At 65.0% G+C, this 21281-nt stretch carries 24 protein-coding genes; 12 read left to right on the plus strand and 12 right to left on the minus strand.

The features are described from left to right. Positions 1 to 74: 74 nt before the first annotated feature. The 7 genes from COW1_RS13685 to COW1_RS13715 all read left to right on the plus strand — a co-directional run bounded on the left by COW1_RS13685 (position 75) and on the right by COW1_RS13715 (position 7288). Positions 75 to 1328, plus strand: a complete 1254-nt coding sequence (locus COW1_RS13685) for a multiheme c-type cytochrome (RefSeq protein WP_201344506.1) — start codon at positions 75 to 77, stop codon at positions 1326 to 1328. A 129-nt stretch (positions 1329 to 1457) separates the two neighbouring features. Further along, complete coding sequence (locus COW1_RS13690; RefSeq protein ID WP_096363505.1) at positions 1458 to 1748, plus strand: hypothetical protein; 291 nt, start codon at positions 1458 to 1460, stop codon at positions 1746 to 1748. Positions 1749 to 1769: 21 nt separating this feature from the next. Then, positions 1770 to 2309, plus strand: a complete 540-nt coding sequence (locus tag COW1_RS13695; protein ID WP_096363503.1) for a hypothetical protein — start codon at positions 1770 to 1772, stop codon at positions 2307 to 2309. Positions 2310 to 2325: 16 nt separating this feature from the next. Next, entirely contained in the window at positions 2326 to 3492 is a 1167-nt protein-coding gene (extI, locus tag COW1_RS13700; RefSeq protein WP_231971530.1) for a selenite/tellurite reduction operon porin ExtI, read from the plus strand. A gap of 99 nt (positions 3493 to 3591) precedes the next feature. Then, entirely contained in the window at positions 3592 to 5079 is a 1488-nt protein-coding gene (locus COW1_RS13705) for a nitrogen regulation protein NR(II) (RefSeq protein WP_242466442.1), read from the plus strand. After that, on the plus strand, positions 5076 to 6485 hold the full coding sequence (locus COW1_RS13710; RefSeq protein WP_201344508.1) for a sigma-54 dependent transcriptional regulator: 1410 nt from the start codon (positions 5076 to 5078) through the stop codon (positions 6483 to 6485). Before COW1_RS13705 ends, COW1_RS13710 begins: the two co-directional genes overlap by 4 nt. Before the next feature lie 2 nt (positions 6486 to 6487). Continuing rightward, on the plus strand, positions 6488 to 7288 hold the full coding sequence (locus tag COW1_RS13715; protein WP_201344509.1) for a hypothetical protein: 801 nt from the start codon (positions 6488 to 6490) through the stop codon (positions 7286 to 7288). Positions 7289 to 7306: 18 nt separating this feature from the next. Here COW1_RS13715 and COW1_RS13720 read toward each other — a convergent pair whose 3' ends face one another. Next, positions 7307 to 8026 (minus strand): ZIP family metal transporter, encoded by a 720-nt coding sequence (locus tag COW1_RS13720; protein WP_201344510.1) that lies wholly within the window; start codon positions 8024 to 8026, stop codon positions 7307 to 7309. Between the two features lie 34 nt (positions 8027 to 8060). Continuing rightward, positions 8061 to 8690, minus strand: coding sequence for a carbonic anhydrase (locus COW1_RS13725; RefSeq protein ID WP_201344511.1), 630 nt, complete (start codon positions 8688 to 8690; stop codon positions 8061 to 8063). A 281-nt stretch (positions 8691 to 8971) separates the two neighbouring features. Here COW1_RS13725 and COW1_RS13730 point away from each other — a divergent pair, with 281 nt between their 5' ends. Both COW1_RS13730 and COW1_RS13735 read left to right on the plus strand, forming a co-directional pair. Beyond that, on the plus strand, positions 8972 to 9175 hold the full coding sequence (locus COW1_RS13730) for a cold-shock protein (RefSeq protein ID WP_096367408.1): 204 nt from the start codon (positions 8972 to 8974) through the stop codon (positions 9173 to 9175). A 187-nt stretch (positions 9176 to 9362) separates the two neighbouring features. Further along, positions 9363 to 9632, plus strand: coding sequence for an RNA-binding protein (locus COW1_RS13735; RefSeq protein WP_096367407.1), 270 nt, complete (start codon positions 9363 to 9365; stop codon positions 9630 to 9632). A gap of 3 nt (positions 9633 to 9635) precedes the next feature. Here COW1_RS13735 and COW1_RS13740 read toward each other — a convergent pair whose 3' ends face one another. The 5 genes from COW1_RS13740 to COW1_RS13760 form a co-directional block, all read right to left on the minus strand. Next, on the minus strand, positions 9636 to 10127 hold the full coding sequence (locus COW1_RS13740; RefSeq protein WP_096367406.1) for an MliC family protein: 492 nt from the start codon (positions 10125 to 10127) through the stop codon (positions 9636 to 9638). 87 nt (positions 10128 to 10214) lie between these two features. Further along, the gene (locus COW1_RS13745) at positions 10215 to 10835 is read right to left on the minus strand and encodes a trans-aconitate 2-methyltransferase (protein ID WP_201344512.1); all 621 of its coding nucleotides are present in this window, start codon (positions 10833 to 10835) and stop codon (positions 10215 to 10217) included. Between the two features lie 74 nt (positions 10836 to 10909). Then, positions 10910 to 11314 (minus strand): cupin domain-containing protein, encoded by a 405-nt coding sequence (locus COW1_RS13750; protein WP_201344513.1) that lies wholly within the window; start codon positions 11312 to 11314, stop codon positions 10910 to 10912. A 27-nt stretch (positions 11315 to 11341) separates the two neighbouring features. Continuing rightward, positions 11342 to 11935, minus strand: a complete 594-nt coding sequence (gene msrA / locus COW1_RS13755; protein ID WP_242466443.1) for a peptide-methionine (S)-S-oxide reductase MsrA — start codon at positions 11933 to 11935, stop codon at positions 11342 to 11344. Between the two features lie 35 nt (positions 11936 to 11970). Beyond that, positions 11971 to 12354: a DUF3775 domain-containing protein gene (locus COW1_RS13760; protein ID WP_096367402.1), complete on the minus strand. Its 384-nt coding sequence runs from the start codon at positions 12352 to 12354 to the stop codon at positions 11971 to 11973. 125 nt (positions 12355 to 12479) lie between these two features. On the opposite strand from COW1_RS13760, the gene ccoS reads away from it, so the two are divergent. After that, positions 12480 to 12704, plus strand: coding sequence for a cbb3-type cytochrome oxidase assembly protein CcoS (gene ccoS / locus COW1_RS13765; RefSeq protein WP_096367401.1), 225 nt, complete (start codon positions 12480 to 12482; stop codon positions 12702 to 12704). Positions 12705 to 12914: 210 nt separating this feature from the next. Here ccoS and rpoH read toward each other — a convergent pair whose 3' ends face one another. The 5 genes from rpoH to ftsY all read right to left on the minus strand — a co-directional run bounded on the left by rpoH (position 12915) and on the right by ftsY (position 18288). Then, positions 12915 to 13784 (minus strand): RNA polymerase sigma factor RpoH, encoded by an 870-nt coding sequence (gene rpoH, locus COW1_RS13770; RefSeq protein WP_369801220.1) that lies wholly within the window; start codon positions 13782 to 13784, stop codon positions 12915 to 12917. A gap of 104 nt (positions 13785 to 13888) precedes the next feature. After that, the gene (locus COW1_RS13775) at positions 13889 to 15202 is read right to left on the minus strand and encodes a diguanylate cyclase (protein ID WP_201344514.1); all 1314 of its coding nucleotides are present in this window, start codon (positions 15200 to 15202) and stop codon (positions 13889 to 13891) included. Between the two features lie 149 nt (positions 15203 to 15351). After that, positions 15352 to 16398: a permease-like cell division protein FtsX gene (ftsX, locus tag COW1_RS13780; RefSeq protein ID WP_231971527.1), complete on the minus strand. Its 1047-nt coding sequence runs from the start codon at positions 16396 to 16398 to the stop codon at positions 15352 to 15354. Next, entirely contained in the window at positions 16395 to 17075 is a 681-nt protein-coding gene (ftsE, locus tag COW1_RS13785) for a cell division ATP-binding protein FtsE (protein WP_096367399.1), read from the minus strand. Before ftsE ends, ftsX begins: the two co-directional genes overlap by 4 nt. A 154-nt stretch (positions 17076 to 17229) precedes the next feature. Beyond that, the gene (ftsY, locus tag COW1_RS13790; RefSeq protein WP_201344515.1) at positions 17230 to 18288 is read right to left on the minus strand and encodes a signal recognition particle-docking protein FtsY; all 1059 of its coding nucleotides are present in this window, start codon (positions 18286 to 18288) and stop codon (positions 17230 to 17232) included. 282 nt (positions 18289 to 18570) lie between these two features. On the opposite strand from ftsY, the gene COW1_RS13795 reads away from it, so the two are divergent. Then, positions 18571 to 19881, plus strand: coding sequence for a M16 family metallopeptidase (locus COW1_RS13795; protein WP_370590867.1), 1311 nt, complete (start codon positions 18571 to 18573; stop codon positions 19879 to 19881). A 29-nt stretch (positions 19882 to 19910) separates the two neighbouring features. Further along, positions 19911 to 21215 carry a pitrilysin family protein gene (locus COW1_RS13800; RefSeq protein ID WP_201344517.1) on the plus strand — a complete coding sequence of 435 codons (1305 nt, stop codon included), beginning with the start codon at positions 19911 to 19913 and terminating at the stop codon, positions 21213 to 21215. The last annotated feature ends 66 nt before the right edge of the window (positions 21216 to 21281 follow it).

The following is a 21281-nucleotide window of genomic DNA, read 5'->3' on the forward strand; positions in this document are numbered from 1 at the left end:
ACGTCGTATCATTACGTCCCCGGCTACCGCCAGGTAGCCGGGTCTTCTTTTGTTGAGGGGAGACAAATCAGATCATGAGGCCGGGTGCAGCAGCGCTCCTCCTGATCGCCCTGGTGGCGGCCGGAGGTGCATGGTGGATGGTTTCCAGTCATGGTCAGGGTCGCAGCGCCGAGGGTGTCGATGCCTTCCTGGAGCGCCACTGGAGCAAGCCGCTGCCGCCGCAGGGCGCGCCCCCCGATCATTTCAGTCCGCGCGAGGCCTCGCTTTCACCGCAGTCCTGCGCCGAGTGCCACGCCGAGCAGCACCGGGACTGGAGCGGGAGTCTGCACAGCCGGACCATGGACAAGGGCATCCTCTGGCAGGCGCGGGTGCTGCCCTCGGATCAGGTCAAGCGCTGCCTGGACTGCCATGCGCCGCTGGCCGAGCAGAAGGCCCTGCTGGCGCAGTCGCTCGGCTGGCCCGAGGCGCCGCAGGATCCGCCGCCGGAATATGTCAGCCCAGATCTGCACCGGCAGGGCCTGGTCTGTGCCGCCTGCCATGTCCGTGCCCACCAGCGTTTCGGGCCGCCGCCCGGGCCGGGACGGCCCGCCGGGGATACTCCGGGGTTGCCCCACGACGGCTTTGTCGCGAGTGCCGCCTTCGCCGACAGCCGGTTCTGCGCCAGCTGCCACCAGTTTCCGGAGGACGGCCCGGCGCTCAATGGCAAGCTGCTGGAAAACACGCTGAACGAATGGCGCGCCTCGCGTCATGCCCGGGAAGGCAGGCAGTGTCAGACCTGTCACATGCCCGATCGCAGGCATGAATGGAAGGGTATCCACGATCCGGGGATGGTCCGCCAGGCGCTGAGCGCAGGCATCAGGACCGAGGCGGAAGCGGCGGGCCGGGTGCGGGTGCGCGCCGAAATCCGCAATACGGGCGCGGGGCATTATTTCCCCACCTATCTGGTGCCCAGGGTCAGGCTGCAGCTGGTCGCCGAGGGCGGTGCCGGGGGCGAGCGGCATGTCCTGGACGAGGCGATCGTGAGCCGGGAGACGGACATCTGGCTCAGCGAGGAATACAGTGATACCCGGCTGGCGCCGGATGCGGCACAGATGCTCGAGGGCCTGTTGCCGGAGATCGGATCGACCGAGTGGCGACTGTACGTGCAGGTGGATGTCGCCCCTAAGGAGCACTATGAACGGATGTTCGCGGGGGTGCTGAACGACAGCGAGGTGAAGCTGGACCGGGAGACGCGCACCATCCTGGCGGCCGCGCTGGCGGAGGCGCGGAACACCCGGTATGTCCTGCGCCTGGGCGAGCGGGCGCTGACACACGGGATTGCAAATTGAGACGGGCTGCAGCTAAAGGCCTGAATTGCAATTGTCCCGAGCGGGTGCTTTGCCTTGATTATTATTTAAAAACAGTAAGTTATATATATTGGCGCGCTATGTGCTTTAGACTGGGGCGTGATCAGGCTGATGGACATTGAGGCGATGTGGAAAACGGCAATGCGGCCGACTCTGGTTGCGGTGACGTTTCTGGCGCTGATGCCCGTCCATGGGACGGTGCATGCAGATCAGCAAACCGAGCCGACCGCAGCGGCGGGTGGGGAGCAGAAGGCAGAGCCGCGCTCCCCGCGCTTGAAGTTCCGCTCCCGCGGTCCGGCCTGCATGTGCCTGAGCGGGCTGAGCGAGGCGGATATCCAGGCCGCGCAAAGCAGGCGTGAAGATGGTACGGAGAAGCTTGAATCCATTATCCGGGATCAGTGAGTCAATCAGGAGGAGATAGAGATGATGTTGAAGAAGATATGGAGCGGCCTGTTGCGGCAGATGCGGTTGCTGGCGGTGCTGTCGGGCGTGGCCATTGCCGGCGGAGCGGCATGGTCGTATTTGAACGATACCCTCTCCGACGACGCGGTCGGGGCACTGGCCCAGTCCGATGCGGAAACGGCCGTACAGGCCTCGGCCTGGGGTAATCAGGTGCTTGAGGAGATCCACAAGCACGTCGCGGCCGGCATTCCGATCCGTGTCGCCAATGCCTGCGGTCTGGGTGCCTCTTCCTGCTTCAAGTGCCATAACGGCAACCGCGCAGAAAAGCCCGGCGAGGATCCTGAGCAGGATCCCTGGCATGTGCATCACCAGAAGGTGAACAATTCCTGCGCCGGCTGCCACCAGGGTAATCCGCGCCTCATGAAGGAATCGATTGCACACCGGGGGCTGGTCGCCAATCCCGCCTCCAAGCCGGAATCCACCTGCTTCAGCTGCCATGGATCGGATGAGACGAATCTGGTCGATGTGTACCGGAAGCTTACAGACGCGACGGGGGAGTAAGAAGATGAAGAAAACGATGAACAGTCAATTTCGCCGCATCCGTCAGGGAGCGCTTCCGCTGGCAGTCATGATGGCAGCTGTATCCAACGTGCAGGCCGGGCCCACCATCACCTACGGCGAGCAGGGCTTCGTGACACTGAATTATGCCGTGCAGATGTGGGGGCAGTATCAGGACTACACTTCCAATACCGACTCCGGTGAAACCACCGACCTGTTCCTGCGCCGCAACCGGATCACGCTCTCCGGCCAGTACAACGACTATGTCGGTTTCTATGCCCAACTCGAGGCGGGCAATGACAGCAAGGAAGGCGTCAATGACAAGAACGTGTTCTACCGCGACGCCTACCTGACCCTGGACTGGTCGGACAGCGTGCGCTTCATCGCGGGACGGTTCAAGAACACCTTCACCCGCGAGAATCTCGAGGCCTGCCTGGAGCCGCTGACGCTGGATCGTGCGGAAAGACTGGCCTACACGCCCTTTGGTGGCACGCGTGACACGGGTGTCGCCATGTGGGGCAACATGGCGGATGCGAAGTTCCAGTATCGCGTGATGGTCTCGGATGGCCGCGAAGGCGATGAGGTGGTGGAGGATTCACCCCGCCTGACCGCGCGTGCGCACTGGACCTTCTGGGATCCGGAGTACGACTACGGCTACCGCGGCACCTACCTGGGAACACGCAAGGTCCTGACTATCGGCGCGGCCTACGACATGCAGAATGACGTTGCCTATGCCGATTATCCCAGCCGGACGGGTGCGAGCGACTATGAAGCCTGGACGGTGGATGCCTTTATGGAGTACCCCACATCCCAGGGTACGGTGACGGCATCGGCCGCATATATGGATTTCAGCACGGATGATGCGATTAACGGTAGTCCGGATCCGGCGCTGCCGCCCACCAGTGAACTGGATGGCTATTATGTCAAGGCCGGTTACCTGCTGCCCAACAAGGTGGGTGTCGGCCGGCTGCAGTTCTTCGCCCGCTACGAGGACCTGGATTACGGGGTCGACAGCGGTTACTACACCAACACCTGGAAGAGCGTCGGTGCCAACTATTACATCAACGGACAGCAACTCAAGGTGACCTTCGAGTATGCCAATGTTGACTACGACAAGCAGCACCCGACGCTCCAGTCACTGCGCGACCACGACCAGGTCACGCTGGGTCTGCAGCTGATCTTCTGATAAACTGATCTGGCTCGGACCCGCCGATTGTGGCGGCGTCCGGGCCAGAATCATCTGAGTCAGCACCGGCCAGACTGAGGCCGGCAACGGGTGTGGACTGTGGCAATTTCTACTGCGGTGGATCGAGGCCGTAACGGCCGCGACCCGAACGAGTCGCGTGCGCGGGCCGACTGCGCCCTCGGAATGGTGATCAGCGCGGTAGGCGTGGTCATCGCTGTAGTCCTCGTCTTCTATTCCCGCCGGCTCGGCGAACTGCCGGTCTTCCTGTTTCTGCTTCCCGTCGGCGTGCTGCTGGCTGCGCTCGGCTTTTTCATGTACCGGATGATCCGGTATCGGCAGATACTCGGCATCATGCATGCAGGTATGCGGGATGCGCAGGATGGAGTGCTGTCCCCGGTCGATGTGGGCCGGATACGCGATCCCTACCTCAGGGAGTTGATCGCGGATTACAACTCCATGATGACCAGTCTGCGGCGCGTGTTCTCCACGGTCGAGGAGTGCCAGAACCGCTTTCTGAACGAACGCAACCGCATCAATGCTGTATTGCAGAGTCTGCCGGGCGCGCTGTTGAGCGTCGATGACAATCTGTATATCAATGCGGTGAATTCGCAGGCCGAGACAATGTTCGGCGATTCCGAGGATGAGCTGGTCGGGCGCAGCCTGTTCGATCTGCTGACGCTGACGGAGTCCGATCGGAATCTGCTGCGCGATGCCTTCCTGTACAAGCGCCATATCACCAACCAGGAAATCAATATCCCGCTCAAGGGCGAGAAGCGCTATCTTTCACTGAATCTGTCTTTCATCACCCAGGCGGACCCGGACATGGGGGCGGTGATCACCCTGCAGGACATCAGCGACTACAAACGGCTGCAGGAGAATGTCTATAACCAGGAGAAGCTCGTCGCCATGGGCGAAATGGCGGCCGGCGTGGCGCATGAGCTCAACACGCCGCTGGGCAGCATTGTCGGCTATGCGCAACTGTTGCGTGACGCCATGGGCGAGAACCGCAAGGCGCATGAATGGACGCGCATCATCTGCGACGAGGCGCGCCGCTGTTCCAGGATCATCGACGATCTGCTGCACTACGCGCGCAGCCGCGACGAATGCACCAATGATGTCTGCGAGATCAACGACCTGGTGCGCAACGTCAGCGAGACCTTCGTCAGCTGCAGGATGAAGCGTTACAATATCAATGTGAGTCTGGACCTGCTCGAGGGCGAGACCTGGGTCGAAGGCGGCTGCGGCCAGCTCGAGATCGTTCTGGTCAATCTCATGCTGAATTCCATTCAGGCCCTGGCAGGCGAGGACAATGCCGCTATCAATGTCCGCACGGAATTGAGCGGTGATGACCGCGCGCGCCTGATCGTCGAGGACACTGGTCCCGGCATCCCGGAAGACGTCAGAAGTCGGATCTTCGATCCCTTCTTCACCACCAAGGACGTGGGCAGCGGTTCCGGACTCGGTCTGGCCATCTGCCAGGCCATGCTCAACCGGCGCGGCGCATCGGTATGGTACGACGCCAGCTACACGGGCGGGGCCCGGTTTATCGTGGAGCTTCCGCGCGTTTTGAATGAGGCAGACAGATGAGCGCCACTGCGGCCGAGACAAACGAAACAACCAACCCGGGTGCGCGTCCTCTGGTTCTCGTCTGCGAGGACGATGCCGCAATGCGCGAACTGGTTGCCAGCGTGATATCGCGGCTCGATGTCGAAGTGGTTCAGGCGGACAGTTCGCAGCACGCACTGGATTTCATCGAGAACAACGACGTGGCGCTGCTCGTGACCGACCTGAAGATGCCGGGCGTGGACGGCATGCAGCTGCTGAAGTTCGCGCGCTCGCACAATGCGATGACGCAGGTGGCGATCATCACCGGCTATGCCTCAGTGGAATCAGCCATCGACGCGCTGAAATCCGGGGCCTTCGATTACATCAAGAAGCCCTTCGACAACGACGAGTTGTTCTGCGTGGTCGAGCGCGCGCTGGAGCACTATCAACTGCGGCGGGAAAACCATGAGCTGCGTGAGCAGAACCGTCTGATCCGCGGGGAGGACGAGGGTTTCGTGGGGCGCTCCCAGTCGGTGTCCCGCATGCGCAAGCTGATCGATGCCGCTGCGGAATTCGACTGCACTGTGCTCATCACCGGCGAGAGCGGCTGCGGCAAGGAACTGGTTGCACGGCAGATCCACGAGCAGAGCGGCCGCCGGGACAAGAGTTTCGTGGCGATCAACTGCGCCGCCATTCCGGAAAACATCATCGAGAGCGAACTGTTCGGCTATGTCCGCGGCGCCTTCACCGGGGCCGAGCGCAACAAGAGCGGCCTGTTCGAGGCGGCTGACGGCGGGACGCTCTTTCTCGACGAGATCAATAATGCCTCCCTGTCGCTGCAGGCCAAGCTGCTGCGCGTGCTGCAGGACGGTGCCTTTTACCGTATGGGCGACACGACGCCGCGCAGCGTGAATGTACGCGTACTCGCGGCCAGCAACCGCTCGATTCAGGATCTGATCGCAAAGGGCGACTTCCGTGAGGATCTCTATTACCGGCTGAAGGTGATCGAAATCCACATCCCCGCGCTGCGTGAGCGCAGGGATGACATCCCGTTGCTGGTGAACCACCTCGTGAATCATATCTCGGCCCGCCTGGGCAAGCGCGTGCGCGGCGTCAGCACGCGCGTCCTGGGCGCCTTCATGCGCTACGAATGGCCCGGCAACGTGAGGGAACTGGAGAACATGCTGGAACGCATGATCATCCTGGCCGAAGGGGAAGTGATCGATGTCGATCTGCTGCCGCCGGAGATCACCGAACCCCGGGAGCAGGTCGGCAAGGCGCTGGATTACATGGCGCCGCAGAGCCTGGAGGACATCGAGGCCTATTTCATCAAGAAGACGCTGCGCGAGACCGGCGGCGACCGCGGCCTGACCGCGGAGATCCTCGGGATCGACAAGTCCACCCTGTGGCGCAAGATCAAGCGCTACCACCTCAACGACAAGGAATGAACATGACCCAACCTGACTGGCGGTATCTCAGGCAGCTGGCCGGCATGTCCCTGCTGGCATGCATGCTGACCCAACCGGCGCTTGCCGAGTCGGCGGATGAGCGGCTGGAGCGGCTGGAGCGCGAGATCAGGGAACTGCGCGAACTGATGCAGGAGCAGAACCGGGCCGGGGCCGAGGCTGAAGCCCAGGCAGGGGCGGCCGAAGCCCGTCAGCCTGCGCCGCCGGTCGAGTACCGGAGTTACCGCCAGCCCATGCACACCGGCCGCCCGGGCGGCATGATGCGCTATTACCTCAGCAGCGAGACGCTGGACAGTCAGCCGCCCTCCGCCATGGAGCCGACGGTTTCCGGGCGGGTGGCCGAGACCCATGAGATCAGCTTCGACCCGGTGGAGCACGACGTCACCGGGGCCGGCCCCTTCTCCGATTACCATGATCCGTCGGCCTATCCCTATGCGGGGATCGAGCTGGTCGGGGAACTGCCGGTTGCCGAGGCGGGCGAATATCAGTTCGTCATCTACCCCAAGCCGGCCCGCCAGGGTGGCGCCAACGTCTCCACCCGCATGAGCGCCTGGTTGAGTGTGGATGACGAGCCGGTGCTCGAATTCAGGGATACGCCGAGTTGGGCCAGTCAGCGCGGGACGGTCCGGCTCGAACCGGGGGTGCATCGCATCCGGGTCTGGGCCGTGGCGGCCTCGGACGGCTTCGGTCCCAGTCCGGTGGAGAGTCAGCTGCTGCTGGAGCTTAAGGGGCCGGGCGATGCCTCGCCGCGTCCCCTGGATGATCTGCGGCTTCCCCGCGACTGACCGCTGCCTGGCGTACCCTCATGCCCCGCCCATCAGGGCGTGGCCGGTCAGGCCGACGGCAAAACCGAAAATCGCGCCCAGTGGCGGGGCCCAGTGCCGGTCCAGCCGCGACTGGGGCGCGATGTCCTGGAAGATCAGATACAGGATGCCGCCGGCAGCTGTGAGCATGATCGCTCCCAGCGCATAGGGGGAGTCGGCCAGCAGTGCCCAGCCCAGCAGTCCGACCAGCGGACCGAGTCCGGCCAGCGCCAGCATCAGCAGCAGCACATGGCGTCGGCGCCGTCCGCCGTGGATCAGTTCGCGGTAGGCGTTGAAGCCTTCGGGCAGGTTCTGCATGCCGATGAAGAAGGCGAACAGTGCCGCGCTGCCGGAGCCGACGGCGAACATGCCGCCCAGGGCGACGGACTCGGGGATGTAGTCGAGCAGCATGCCCAGCAGCTGCGGGGATTCCCTGCGGTGCACCCCCAGCCAGCGCTCCAGCTGGAAGAAGATCAGGCCGCCCAGGATCAGAAACCCCACCCCGGCGAGGCTGCCGTTGAAGTGCTGCATGCCTTCGGGGATGAGCACCAGCGCCACCGCCCCCAGCAGGATGCCGCCGCCGAAGGCGATCACGAAATGCCTGAATTCCCTTTCCAGCCAGCGCGGCTGGATATGCTCGATGCAGGCAAGCAGCCCACCGAGCGGAATGCACAGTCCCGCAGCGGCGGTGTAGATGAGGATGCGCGCGAGTTCGTCCATGCCGTGCCGCGGGGGCTGTTGTTGTCGTCTGGTTTCAGTCCGTGCCGGGCACGCCGTCGAAGAAATCCACTCGCCCGGACTCGAGGTTGTATTCGGCCCCGACCACCAGCAGGCCGTCGTTGGCGATCAGTTCCTCCAGAATCGCCGAGCCGTGACGCAGGTGATCGGCCGAGGCACTCACGTTGGCACGGGTGGCGGCCTCGATCAAGCCGGTCGGATCGCGGCCGGTATCGGATGCGACCAGACCCTCCACGGCCGGGCGGATGCGGTTGACGATGGAACGGACATTGTCCGAGTGACTGCCGGGCCGCTGCAGGTCGTCCACTGTGGCCTGGATGGCGCCGCAGTGGGTGTGGCCCAGCACCACCACCAGCCGGGTGCCGAATTCGGTCGCGGCGAACTCCACGCTGCCCACCTGCGAGGGCGCGACGATGTTGCCCGCCACACGGATCACGAACAGATCCCCCAGGCCCTGGTCGAATACCATCTCCGCCGGGGCGCGCGAGTCCGAGCAGCCCAGGATGATGGCGAAGGGTTCCTGCCGCAGCCCGGCAAACTGGCCGCGCTGGGTCTGGCTGAGCAGATTGTCCAGGCTGCGCACATTGGTGGCGAAGCGTTCGTTGCCATCCCGGAGCCGCTGCAGGGCCTGCTCTGCATCAATCATTTTCGAAAAACATCCAGATAAACATAGATTAAAGATTATATGGCAGCGCGGGACGCAAAAACACCGCCGCGGTGTGAATTCCCCTCCCGTGCGCCTGCGGCAGGCGGGAAAATAAAATTGAAATAACGATAGCTTTATGGACAGGCATGGCCTATAGTGGGTCTCAGCGACAGATATCGATATTGGCAGTTTCAGCAGTTCCCACCGGTTACTTCTCGAATCCCCTTTCCATACCTGTACGCGAAAACCCTCATTATTTGATTTGAAAAGGTATATATAAAATGGCTACAGGTACTGTAAAGTGGTTCAACGAAGCCAAGGGCTTTGGTTTCATCTCTCAGGACGACGGCGGCGCGGACGTGTTCGTGCATTTCAGCGCCATCCAGGGCAGCGGTTTCAAGACCCTGAACGAGGCACAGGCTGTCAGCTTCGACCTGGAGCAGGGCCCGAAGGGTCCCCAGGCGAGCAACGTCGTCCCCCAGTAAGCAGGACGCACCCCGCTGCCCGGAACGGCCGCGCCAGCGCGCGGCCACTCCGGTGCGGCACCCCGGGCCGGGGCCTGTCCTTTCCATTGAGGGGGCAGGGTCCGGCCTTTTTCATGCCGCGCCAGCGGCGCGAAGAGCGGACTGACAGCCGCCTTGTTCATACGAACCAATTCAGGGAGAGAGTCTTATGAAGACCCTGTTCGTGGGCAACATTGCCCCCCAGGCTACGGAAACCGACATTACGGATCTGTTTGCCGAATTCGGCACCGTGCGCAAGCTGGAGATGCCGCGTGACATCTTCACCGGCAAGTGCCGCGGCTTTGCCTTCATCGACATGGAAGGCCACGAGGCCCGCGCGGCGATGACTGCGCTCAACGGCAAGACCTTCATGGACAGCAGTCTGAAGGTGCGTGATGAGAATCCGAAGAAAAAGGGCCGGGGCGGGCGCCGGCGCTAGAATTCACCTGCCGGGCGCAAGCGGCCGGCATTCCGACAGCAGGGTGATCGGCTCGGCGGTATGGTCGGCTGCCAGAAAGGAAAGCCTGCCCCGCCCGCCGCTGATATGCCAGCGCAGCCCGACCTGTTCGTCCAGGGATACATAACGCAGCCCCGAGGCCGCCGGCCACTCCCGCATCAGGCTCAGTCGCCCGTCATGATACAGCGCCGCGAACGAGCGGCCATCTTCCAGCGCCGGATAGGCGACCTGGAGCTGCCTGCCGTTCCCGCATCGATATCGAATCGTCTCCCGCGGCCATGCCGGTGTGGTCAGCGCCTCACGGGAAACCTGCGCGCCGTTTCCACCCGGCCCGGGAAGATCTGTGCAGCCGGGCCCGGTACAGGCCGTTGCGCCCAGCAACGCCATGGCGATCCCAAGCATGATGAACGCCAGGATGATGCCGAAGACGACATCAACGGTGCGGTCGAACAGGGCTTTGAGGCGATGTGTCGGCATGGTTGGGCGCGGGTGGTCAGCCGCGACCAGTATGGCAGATTCCCGGGTGGGTAAAAATCCCGGAGCGGGCGGCGCCGCCGGCCTGCTTCAGCCTGCGGTCAGGCGGATGAGAAAATACCCGAATTGCTGAGTCGAACCGCCCGGTGTGGCATGTGCCTCCGCGCGCGTGCTCTGTAGTGCGAACCCCGGCCCCAGTTCGCCCATCAGGCGATCGGCATCGTACTGGACGATATCAAGGCCGCTGCAGCGGGTCGGACCGCCGATGGCGAAGGCAGCGATAATGACATGCCCGCCCGGGACAAGCGCCCGCTGCAGCGTCTGTACATACCGTTGCCGCTCGTCCGCCGTGGTGAGGAAATGGAACACGGCACGATCGTGCCATAAGGCATACCGGCGGCCCGGCTGAAAGGCCGTGATGTCCGCCTCGAGCCACTCGACCCGCTCGGCCGATGCCCCCAGCCGCCGGCGGGCGCAGTCCAGGGCGCGGGCGGAGAGGTCCAGCAACGACAGATCCGTGTAGCCCAGCGCCAGCAGCCGGTCCACCAGCACCGAGGCGCCGCCGCCGACGTCGATAATGGGCGCGTCCGGCGCAACGCCGGCCTGCCGGATCAGTTCCAGCGACAGCGCCGGCTCCTGCTGATACCAGCTGACCTCCAGCGGCGATTTGTCGCGGTAGATGGATTCCCAGTGTGACTTTCTGTCGGTCATGCAGGACACGCTGCAGGAAGGCGGACGGCATGGCATTGACCGGCATCAAGCCCGGTATGCGATTGCAGCAGGATTCAGGTGCCGGCGTCCGGGGCGTAGGGCTTGACCAGGTCCTGCTCGGCGGGATGGTTTCTGGCCACGACGGCGCGTGCCGGCTCGGTCGCGCTCAGATTGATGGCCTCGTGCGGGACCCCGGGCGGCACGAACAGAAAGTCCCCTGCACGACTGACGGTCTCGTGCTCGAGCCCCTCACCCCAGCGCGTGCGGACACTGCCCTCGAGCACATAGATGCCGGTCTCGTAGCCCACGTGGATGTGCGGCTCGGCGCGCGCCCCCGGCGGAATGACCACCACATGCATGGACAGGCCGGCGGCGCCGACCGTGTTGCCCGAGATGCCGACGAAGTAGGGCAGCCGCTGCTTCGTCATGACCTCCTGATCCGGACGGATGGCCTTCACACTGAGTGTTTCATCGCTCATCGCGAGACACTCGAGCAAGGCCAGGGTTTACTGCAGTGCAGGCGTTTCGCCCCATATATCCTCCAGCCGCTGATCCCGGCCGCAGTTCCAGCGGTAGAATTTGTATCGGACAGGATATTTTCTGTAGTAATCCTGGTGATAGCTTTCCTCGCCCCGGATCGGGTAGAAGCTGGTCAAGGGCAGGACGGGCGTAACCACCTCCCGGCCCGGAAAGCGTTCCACCACTTTCCGTTTGGATGCCTCGGCCAGGTTTCTCTGCCGCGCATCGGCGACGAATATGGCGCTCAGATAACTGGGCCCCTTGTCGCAGAACTGCCCTCTGCCGTCAAACGGGTCGATGTTGATCCAGTAATGGTCCAGCAGTTCCCCATAGGACACGACTTCCGGATCGTAGATGACCTTGACTGCCTCGTAATGCCCCTCGTGGTTGCCCTCGTAGGTCGGGTTTTTCAGCGTTCCTCCGGTGAAACCGCTGATGACCTCGCTCACGCCCGCCACCTTCTCGAAATCGGCCTCCATGCACCAGAAGCAGCCGCCGGCGAAAACCGCGGTTTCGGCGCGCGTGACCATGCTGGCGAACAACATCAGCAGGATCGAAGACAGGCAACAGGACAGTTTCATCGGATCAGGTGCCCTTCGGTTGCCCGGCATCGGGCCTAGTCGCACTCCAGATCGTGGATGTGCAGGCCCTCGTCGAGGAAGTCGGCGAGCAGGGGGTGGGCAATGAGATATTCGGCGGTGGCCTCGTTCCACGCATCGGCGGCCTCCTGCAGGGCGTCGTCCCATTCCTCCAGCGAGTAGTCGCCGCGGCCGAGCCAGAGCAGGGCGACGATCTGCTGCTGCTGGTCGGGATCGAGGTCGTCGATGATGGACTTGAACTCCTGGAAGGTGGTGTCGCCGGTGTGATCGGCGAGCATCTGCACGGCCCAGTCGCCGCTGGGGCTGTCGGGCACCTCGGGGATGACCACGGCCTCCTGGCCGTGGAATTCGTGGGCCAGGGCGATCAGGCGGCAGACGGTTTCGGAGTTGATTTCGAGCATGCGGTTTCCGGATGGTTGGGTTGGTGTCGAACCGGGCGGGGGCTGCCGGCGTGCATCTATGACGTTAGTCACAGCGGCGGTCCTTGGCAAGTGGCCGTGGCCGGCACAGGCGTTACAATAAGACAATGGATATTCTGTATCTGCTCATTCCGCTGGCGCTGGTGCTGCTGCTGATCGCGATCGGGGCCTTCATCTGGGCCTCGCGCTCGGGTCAGTTCGACGATCTTGAGGGCCCGGCCCACCGCATCCTGATGGATGACGATGACCCGCGGATCCCGGGGCGTGGCAAACCGGACGCGGACGCCGGGCCGGGCGGGGATGGCGCGGACTTGAAGCGCCGGCAGGATTAATATAAGATTCCGCTAATATTTTGACGGTTATTGGTGCGGAGGCGCGGCATGTTTACCTTCCAGAATTTCCCCATGGTCATTGTCATCGCGCTGATCGTGATGGCCTACCTGAGCTTCTTCTCGGTGTTGCTGGCCGGCTGAGTCCGGATCCCGCACACACGAAAACGGCCCCGTTCGGGGCCGTTTTCGTTTCCGTGACTGCCTTCGGACTCAGGCGGCAATGGCGGTCTTGAGCTTCTTGATGGCATTGGCCTCCAGCTGTCGGATGCGCTCGGCGGACACGCCGTAGCGGTCGGCCAGTTCGTGCAGCGTGGCCTTGTTGTCGGCCAGCCAGCGCTGAGCCAGGATATCGCGGCTGCGCTCGTCCAGCCCGGCCAGGGCCTGGTACAGGGCCTGCTGGTTGTGGTCCTCCCAGTCGTCGGATTCCAGCAACTCGGCCGGGTCGGTGTTCGGGGCGCTCAGGTAGGCGGCCGGTGAGAAGCTGCGGCTGTCCTCGTCGCTGTCCTCACTGCTCATGTCGAAGCCCACGTCCTGGCCGGACATACGCGATTCCATCTCGCGCACCACCTCGGGTTTCACGCCCAGGTCCTCGGCCACGGCCCGGACCTCGTTCTCGGTGAACCAGCCCAGGCGCTTCTTGGCCGAGCGCAGGTTGAAGAACAGCTTGCGCTGGGCCTTGGTGGTGGCCACCTTGACGATGCGCCAGTTGCGCAGGATGAATTCGTGGATCTCGGCCCGGACCCAGTGCACGGCGAAGGAGACCAGGCGCACGCCGACCGTGGGATCGAAACGCTTGACCGCCTTCATCAGGCCGATGTTGCCCTCCTGGATCAGGTCACCCAGGGGCAGGCCGTAGCCGCTGTAGGTGCGGGCCACATGCACCACGAAGCGCAGGTGTGACAGCACCAGCTGGCGGGCGGCCTCCAGGTCGCCGTCCTCGCGCAGGCGCGTGGCCAGCTGCCGCTCCTCGTCGGCGCTGAGCATCGGGAAGCTGTTGACCTGCTGGATGTAGCCGGTCAGGTCGCCCCGGGCGAGCGTGAGCTGGTGTTCCGGCTGTACTGCAACCATCGCATGGGTCATAGAATGGGTTCCTCCACTTCACTGCTGCCTCGAGTTTAGCACTCGAGTCATTGGAGTGCCAATCCCCGGGGAAAGTTCCGCGCTTCCTGAAAAAAATCAATAAATCAGGCGCATACCCGGTTACGGCCGGTTTCCTTGGCGGTGTAGAGGGCGCGGTCGGCCAGATCCAGCAGGGCGGTGAGGTCGGCATCGGGGCAGGTCTCGGTCGAAGCCACGCCGACGCTGACCGTGATGATATGGCTGGCCGGGCGCAGGGCCTCGATGCCTGCGCGCAACTCCTCGGCGCGGGCCTGGGCCTCCTCCAGCCGGCAGCGGGGCAGCAGGACGGCGAATTCCTCGCCGCCGAAGCGGGCCACCAGGGTCCCTTCGCGCACCGATGCGTTGAGCAGGGCGCCGACCTCCTCCAGTACCTGGTCGCCGGTCAGATGGCCATGGCTGTCATTGAGACGCTTGAAGTGGTCGATGTCCAGGAGCAGGGCGGCGACCGGCTGGTTGCGCCGGTCTTCCAGAAACCCGGCGCCCTGACGCAGGAGGTGGCACTTGTTGCGTACGCCGGTGAGGCTGTCGGTGGTGGCGAGCAGGCGCATTTCCTCGGCCTGCAGCTTGAGGGCGGTGAACTGCTGCTTGATCAGCAGCAGCGAGCGAACACGCGCCAGCAGGATCTCCTCGACGATGGGCTTCTGCACGAAGTCGTTGGCCCCGGCATGGAATACCTCCACCTGGCGGTCGGGACTCTCGGCGGTGGTCAGCACCAGTACCGGCATTTCCTGCTGGGTGAAGCGGAACTTGCTGCGAATGGCGTGCAGCAGGTCGCCGCCGGTCATGGCCCCCTTGAGGAAGAAATCGGTCATCACGATGTCGAAGCCGGCATCGGCCTCGGGATTGCCCGGCGCGTTGTGCTGCAGCAGTTCGATGGCCTCCTCGGCGGTGGTGGTGTGCACCACCTGCAGGCCGTGGTGTTCCAGCAGCTTCAGGGTATGGCGGGCCGTGGTGGGACTGTCCTCGACATACAGCACCCGGCCGACCAGACCGGGATTGCGCTGGGTGAATCCCTTGATGAATTCCACGAAGGCCTGGTAGCCGAGGGACTTGTCGAAGTAGTCGGTGACCCCGGCGGCGAAGCCCTCCTGCAGCAGGCGCTCGTTGGCATCCCCCGAGACCACGATCACGGGCGTGTGGTGATGGCTGGGGTGGGCGCGGACCTGCCGGCACAGATCCAGCCCGTCCATATCCGGCAGCAGCAGGGCGGTGGTGATCAGGTCGTAGTGCTGCTCTTCCAGCCGCGCCTGGGCCTCGCGGCCGCTGCCGCACAGGGTTAGCTGGGTCCTGGGCATCTCCTCGTCGAGGATGCGCGAAATAATGGTGCGCGCGACCTCGGAGCCGTCGATCACCAGGATACGGGTCAGTTTGCGGGACATTGTCGAGCTGCGTTCCCTGTCAGCCGGCGGAATGCGGGTTCATGCCGGGGGTAGCGGCCACGGGGCGGGAATATTGAGGTCGCGGCCGTCGGAATGCAGCCGGGGTTGAGGGTCAGTTGGTTGTTTTTCTTTGTTTTCCTGAGATGAGCCTAGCTTGGCTCGATGTCGCGCAGGTGCCGGCTCACGGCCAGGCCGGAGCCCAGCCAGCCGAGCAGGGCGCCGGCGAGCAGCAGGGTCAGGCTGTCGAGCAGGCCCAGCGGCTGCAGCAGGAAGCTGCTGTCGTAGAGCCCGGCCAGATGCGCCACCGGTCCCCTGAGCAGCAGGAAGGCGAGCTGGACCAGCATCCAGGCCAGCAGCGCGCCGCCGACCCCGTACCAGAAACCGGTGTAGAGAAAGGGCCGGCGGATGAAGGCGTCGGTGCCGCCGATCAGCTTGGTCACCTCGATCTCCTCGCGCCGGTTCTGGATGTCCAGGCGGATGGTGTTGCCCACGATCAGCAGCACCGCCAGCGCCAGCAGGGCGCCCGCCACCAGCACCCCGCGCCGGCCGATTTCCATCAGGGCGGCGAAGCGCTGCACCCACTGCAGGTCGAGCTGGGCCAGGTCGGTGCCCTCCAGGGCCTGCAGCCGTTCCAGCAGTACCTCGGCACCCGCGGGTGTGAGGTCCTGCCGGGTCGGTTCGACCACCAGCACCCCGGGCAGGGGATTGGTCTCCAGCGCGTCCAGCACCTCGCCGAAGCCGGAGTGCTGGCGGAATTCGGCCAGCGCCTCGTCGCGGGAGATATAGTTGACCGTGGAGATCTCCGGCCAGCTGCGCAGTTCCTCGGCCAGTCTGCGCGCCCTGTCGCCCGCCACTTCGTCGTGCAGGAAGACCGAGATGCTGGCCGTGCCCTCCCAACTCAGACTCAGCCGCTGCAGGTTGTCGAGCAGGGTCAGCAGCCCGCTGGGCAGGGCCAGGGCGATGCCGATCACCGCCGCCGTCATCAGGCTGGCGGCCGGCTGGCGCGCCAGCCGGCCCAGGCTCTCGACCAGCACCTGCAGGTGGCGCGCGGCATACACCCGCGGGCTGGCCAGCCGCGGCCAGCGCAGGCGCGGCCAGGTCAGCCGGGGCCCGGCGCCGCGGGGCCTGCGCTGGCGCTTGGGTGGCGGCGGCCGGCGTACGGCGGCCCCGCGTTTACGGGGTCGGCGCCCGATCACGGGGCCGTCCCGCGGGCATAGCCGGCGGCCTGCAGCCGGCCGGCCTTGAGGATCAGGATCGGGTGGTCCAGCCGCGAGATCAGGTCGATGTCGTGGGTGGCGATCAGCACCGTCACCCCGACCTGGTTGAACTGCTCGAACAGGTGCATGATCTCGCGCGACAGTTCCGGATCCAGATTGCCGGTGGGCTCGTCGGCCAGCAGCAGCGGCGGGCGGTTGACCACGGCGCGGGCGATGCCCACCCGCTGCTGTTCGCCGCCGGAAAGGGTGACGGGATAGGCGCGCTCATGCTCCAGCAGCCCGACCTTGTCCAGCGCGGCGCGCACCCGGCGGCCGATCTCGCGGTGATCGTGGCCGGCGATGATCAGCGGCAGGGCGACATTGTCGAACACGGTGCGGTCGAACAGCAGCTGGTGGTTCTGGAAGATGATGCCCACCTTGCGCCGCACGAACGGGATTTGGCGGCGGCTGACCCGGTTCAGGTTCTGGCCGTCGATGAGGATGTTGCCCGAGGTCGGCCGCTCGATCAGCGAAATCAGCTTGAGCAGGGTGCTCTTGCCGGCGCCGGAGTGCCCGGTGAGGAAGGTCAGCTGGCCGGCCGGCACATGCAGGGACAGGCCGCGCAGGGCCTCGTGGCCGCCGGGGTAGCGTTTGCTGACGTTGTCGAAGCGGATCATGGGATCAGGTTGTATCCAGACTGCAGTCTCTGCTGGCCAATGATGGCCGGACTCTGGTTTTGACCGTCATGCCGGACTTGATCCGGCATCCATGACCGCGGCGGTGACTGGATTCCCGCCTGCGCGGGAATGACGGTAACAAAGGCGGGCAGTCTCAGGCCGCCTCGCTGTCGTCGGTCCCGTCGCCGAACAGCGCGGCGACGAACTCCCCGGCCTCGAACGGACGCAGGTCCTCGATCTTCTCGCCCACGCCGATGAAGCGGATCGGCACGCCCAGGCGCCTGGCGATGGCGAAGATGATGCCGCCCTTGGCGGTACCGTCGAGCTTGGTCAGGGTCAGTCCGGTTACGCCCACCGCCTCATGGAACTGCTGGGCCTGGTTGAGCGCGTTCTGGCCGGTGCCGGCATCGACCACCAGCATCACCTCGTGCGGGGCCGCGGGGTCGAGCTTGGCCAGCACCCGCTTGACCTTTTTCAGCTCTTCCATGAGGTTGGACTGGGTATGCAGCCGGCCGGCGGTGTCGGCGATGAGCACATCGGCCCCCCGCGCGCGGGCCGACTGCAGGGCGTCGAAGATGACCGCGGCGCTGTCGGCGCCGTGCTGCTGGGCGATGACCGGGATCTCGTTGCGCTCACCCCATACCTGCAGCTGTTCCACGGCGGCAGCGCGGAAGGTGTCGCCCGCGGCCAGCATCACGCTGCGGCCCTCGTCCTGCAGGCGCCGGGCCAGCTTGCCGATGGTGGTGGTCTTGCCCACGCCGTTCACGCCCACCATCAGGATCACGTAGGGGGTGTCGGCCTGCGGAATCTGCAGCGGCACGTTGACCGGCTCCAGGATGGCGGCCATGTCCTCGCGCAGGGCGGTGAGCAGGGCGTCGGCGTCGGTGAGCTGCTTGCGCGCCACCCGCCGGGTCAGGTCCTGGATGATGTCCTGGGTCGCCTCCACGCCCACGTCGGCGACCAGCAGCTGGGTTTCCAGTTCCTCCAGCAGTTCGTCGTCGATCTGCCGGCGCAGCGAGATCAGGTCGCGCACGTCGGTGTTGAGGACGTTGCGGGTCTTGGACAGGCCGGCGCGCAGGCGGGCGAACAGGCCGCCTCCGGCCGGTTTCCCGGCGGCGGTCTGCGGCGCAGGCGCAGCGTCTGACGCTGCTGCGGGCGCCGCCGGCCTGTCCTTGTCCGCTGCGGGTTTTTTGCGTCCGAAACCAAATACCATAAGGGATGTCATTAGCCATGTGGGTGCAACAGGCTTATCCTACCACCCGACAATGACCAAGGTAAGCGAGTTCATATGATACAGTCTCCAAACCTGCCAAAGCCTCATTCAGAGCTCCACAGGACCCGGTATGCAAGGCGCATTCGCGCCGGCATAGCACTCCTGTCTCAAGCGGATGCAACGCGGCAGGCCGGGTCCTGTGGGGTAATTCGAACTCTCCTGCGGTATCTGACGCTGGCCGCGCTGTGTCTCGCCGCGACCGCCCGGGCCGGCTCCGGCCAGGTGCACGAATACACCCTGGACAACGGCATGCGCGTGATTGTCAAGGAGGATCACCGCGCCCCGGTGGTGGTCTCCCAGGTCTGGTATCGGATCGGTTCCAGCTATGAGCATGCCGGCATCACCGGTGTCTCGCACGTGCTCGAGCATATGATGTTCAAGGGTACGGACAAGCACGGCCCCGGCGAGTTCTCGCGCATCATCGCCGAGAACGGCGGGCGCGAGAATGCCTTCACCAGTCGCGACTACACGGCCTATTTCCAGCAGCTGGAGCAGAGCCGGCTGCCGGTCGCCCTCGAACTGGAAGCCGACCGCATGCGCAACCTGCTGCTGCCGGAGGAGGAATTCAACAAGGAAGTGCGGGTGGTGATGGAGGAGCGTCGGCTGCGCACCGAGGACAAGCCCGAGGCACTGACCTTCGAGCAGTTCAACGCCGCCGCCTTCCTCAACAGTCCCTACCGCAACCCGGTCATCGGCTGGATGACCGATCTGGAGAGCATGAACATCCAGGACCTGGAGCGGTGGTACCGGCGCTGGTACGCGCCCAACAACGCCATCCTGGTGGTGGCCGGCGATGTCGATCCCGACGCGGTGGCAAAACTGGCGGCCGAGCATTTCGGCCCGCACCAGGCCGAGGAGGTCGCGCCGCCCAAGCCGCGCACCGAGGTCGGGCAGAAGGGGGTGCGCCGGATCCGCGTGCAGGCCCCGGCCGAGGTTCCCTACTTGCTGTTAGGCTACAAGGTGCCGGTGCTGCTGACGGCGGAGCACGACTGGGAGCCCTACGCCCTGGAGGTGCTGGCCGGCATCCTCGATGGCGGCCAGAGCGCGCGACTGGCGCGCATCCTGGTGCGCGACCGGCAGCTGGTGGCCGAGGCCGGCGCCGGTTATGACCTCTACGGCCGCCAGCAGAGCCTGTTCCTGCTCGACGCCACCCCGGCCGAGGGTGTGGATATCGAGGAGGTGGAAAAGGCCTTGCGCGGGCAGATCCAGCGGCTGCGCAGCGAGCCGGTCTCCGCGGCCGAACTGGAGCGGGTCAAGGCGCAGGTCGTGGCCGGGCGGGTCTATGAGGAGGACTCCATCTTCTATCAGGCCATGAAGATCGGGCGACTGGAATCGATCGGGCTGGACTGGCGCGTGGGTGAGCAGTATGTCGAGCGCATTCAGGCCATCACCGCCGAGCAGCTGCAGGCAGTGGCGCGCAAGTATCTGGTCGAGGACCGCCTGACCGTCGCCCGGCTCGATCCGCTGCCCATGGATGCCGAGGCGCGCGCCCGGGCCCGGGCCGCCGGCATGGCCGGCAGCCCCCGGCATTGAACCCCACACCGATGAAGCAAGGCGGAATCATGCGCAGAATCTGTATTCTTCTTCTGGGCCTGTGCGCGGCGCTGCCCGCGCAGGCGATGGAGCCCATCCAGCACTGGCTGACGGACAACGGCGCGCGGGTCTATTTCGTGCCGGCCCCGGAACTGCCCATGGTCGACATCCGGGTGGTGTTCGATGCCGGCAGTGCCCGCGACGGCGGCCATCCGGGACTGGCCGGACTCACCAACGGCCTGCTCGACCAGGGCGCCGGTGAGATGGATGCCGACGCCATCGCCGAACGGCTGGAGTCCGTCGGCGCCCAGCTCGGCACCGGTGCCCGGCGCGACATGGCCTGGGTGAACCTGCGCAGTCTCAGCAGCGAACAGCACCTGCAGCCGGCGCTGGAGGTCTACCGCCAGGTGCTGGCGGCGCCGGCATTCGCCGAGACGGCCTTCGCGCGCGAGCGCAGGCGCACCCTGGTCGGACTGCAGCAGATGCGCCAGCAGCCTTCGCAAGTGGCCGAGCGGGCCTTCTATGCCGCGCTGTTTGGTGAGCATCCCTATGCCACGCCGAGCGAGGGTACGATTGAAAGCGTCCAGACACTGGAGCGCGAGCAGCTTGCCGCCTTCCATCGCCGCTACTACGTCGCGCGCAATGCCGTGGTCGCCATCGTCGGCGACCTGGACCGCGCCCGGGCCGAGCGCCTGGCCGCCAGCGTGAGCGGGGGACTGGCGGCAGGCGAACCGGCGCCGGCGCTACCCGCGGTCGAGTCGCTGGCGGCGGCGGACCTGCAGCGCATCGATCATCCCTCCTCGCAGAGCCACATCCTCATGGGTCAGCCCGGCATGCGCCGGGGCGACGAGGATTACTTCGCTCTCTACGTGGGCAACTATGTGCTGGGCGGCGGCGGTCTCGTCTCGCGCATCAGCGAGGAGGTGCGCGAGAAGCGCGGCCTGTCGTATTCGGCCTACAGCTATTTCCTGCCCATGGCCAGACGCGGGCCCTTGGTGCTCGGACTGCAGACCCGCAACGAGCAGGCCGACGCCGCCCTGCAGGTGCTGCGTGAGACCCTGGCGCGGTTTGTCGCGGAGGGGCCGACCGAGGCCGAGATGGAGGCCGCGCGCAAGCACATCACCGGGGGCTTCCCGCTGCGCATCGACAGCAACAGCGAGACCCTGGAGTACATCGCCATGATCGGTTTCTACGACCTGCCGCTGGATTACCTGCAGCGTTTCAATGACCGGGTCAACGCGGTCACGCGTGCCGATGTCCGCGATGCCTTCCAGCGCCGGGTACAGCCGGAGCGGATGGTGACCGTGATCGTGGGCGAGCAGCCATCCGAGTAAGGGCTTACAAAAATCATCGGTGATTGCTTACAGTTCGACGGGTGAATCGCCATTGTCCGGGACAGG

This window comes from Thiohalobacter sp. COW1, assembly GCF_016629505.1.
GTDB lineage: Bacteria > Pseudomonadota > Gammaproteobacteria > Thiohalobacterales > Thiohalobacteraceae > Thiohalobacter > Thiohalobacter thiocyanaticus_A.

Coding starts and splice junctions, on each gene's coding strand:
- COW1_RS13800 (WP_201344517.1), top strand. CDS start 19,911: ATGCGCAGAATCTGTATTCTTCTTCTGGGCCTGTGCGCGGCGCTGCCC.
- COW1_RS13745 (WP_201344512.1), bottom strand. CDS start 10,835: ATGACCGACAGAAAGTCACACTGGGAATCCATCTACCGCGACAAATCG.
- COW1_RS13730 (WP_096367408.1), top strand. CDS start 8,972: ATGGCTACAGGTACTGTAAAGTGGTTCAACGAAGCCAAGGGCTTTGGT.
- COW1_RS13695 (WP_096363503.1), top strand. CDS start 1,770: ATGATGTTGAAGAAGATATGGAGCGGCCTGTTGCGGCAGATGCGGTTG.
- rpoH (WP_369801220.1), bottom strand. CDS start 13,784: ATGACCCATGCGATGGTTGCAGTACAGCCGGAACACCAGCTCACGCTC.
- COW1_RS13720 (WP_201344510.1), bottom strand. CDS start 8,026: ATGGACGAACTCGCGCGCATCCTCATCTACACCGCCGCTGCGGGACTG.
- COW1_RS13715 (WP_201344509.1), top strand. CDS start 6,488: ATGACCCAACCTGACTGGCGGTATCTCAGGCAGCTGGCCGGCATGTCC.
- COW1_RS13685 (WP_201344506.1), top strand. CDS start 75: ATGAGGCCGGGTGCAGCAGCGCTCCTCCTGATCGCCCTGGTGGCGGCC.
- ftsY (WP_201344515.1), bottom strand. CDS start 18,288: ATGGTATTTGGTTTCGGACGCAAAAAACCCGCAGCGGACAAGGACAGG.
- COW1_RS13760 (WP_096367402.1), bottom strand. CDS start 12,354: ATGCTCGAAATCAACTCCGAAACCGTCTGCCGCCTGATCGCCCTGGCC.
- COW1_RS13710 (WP_201344508.1), top strand. CDS start 5,076: ATGAGCGCCACTGCGGCCGAGACAAACGAAACAACCAACCCGGGTGCG.
- COW1_RS13725 (WP_201344511.1), bottom strand. CDS start 8,690: ATGATTGATGCAGAGCAGGCCCTGCAGCGGCTCCGGGATGGCAACGAA.
- msrA (WP_242466443.1), bottom strand. CDS start 11,935: ATGAAACTGTCCTGTTGCCTGTCTTCGATCCTGCTGATGTTGTTCGCC.
- COW1_RS13735 (WP_096367407.1), top strand. CDS start 9,363: ATGAAGACCCTGTTCGTGGGCAACATTGCCCCCCAGGCTACGGAAACC.
- COW1_RS13750 (WP_201344513.1), bottom strand. CDS start 11,314: ATGAGCGATGAAACACTCAGTGTGAAGGCCATCCGTCCGGATCAGGAG.
- COW1_RS13775 (WP_201344514.1), bottom strand. CDS start 15,202: ATGTCCCGCAAACTGACCCGTATCCTGGTGATCGACGGCTCCGAGGTC.
- ccoS (WP_096367401.1), top strand. CDS start 12,480: ATGGATATTCTGTATCTGCTCATTCCGCTGGCGCTGGTGCTGCTGCTG.
- COW1_RS13690 (WP_096363505.1), top strand. CDS start 1,458: ATGGACATTGAGGCGATGTGGAAAACGGCAATGCGGCCGACTCTGGTT.
- COW1_RS13740 (WP_096367406.1), bottom strand. CDS start 10,127: ATGCCGACACATCGCCTCAAAGCCCTGTTCGACCGCACCGTTGATGTC.
- ftsE (WP_096367399.1), bottom strand. CDS start 17,075: ATGATCCGCTTCGACAACGTCAGCAAACGCTACCCCGGCGGCCACGAG.
- extI (WP_231971530.1), top strand. CDS start 2,326: ATGAACAGTCAATTTCGCCGCATCCGTCAGGGAGCGCTTCCGCTGGCA.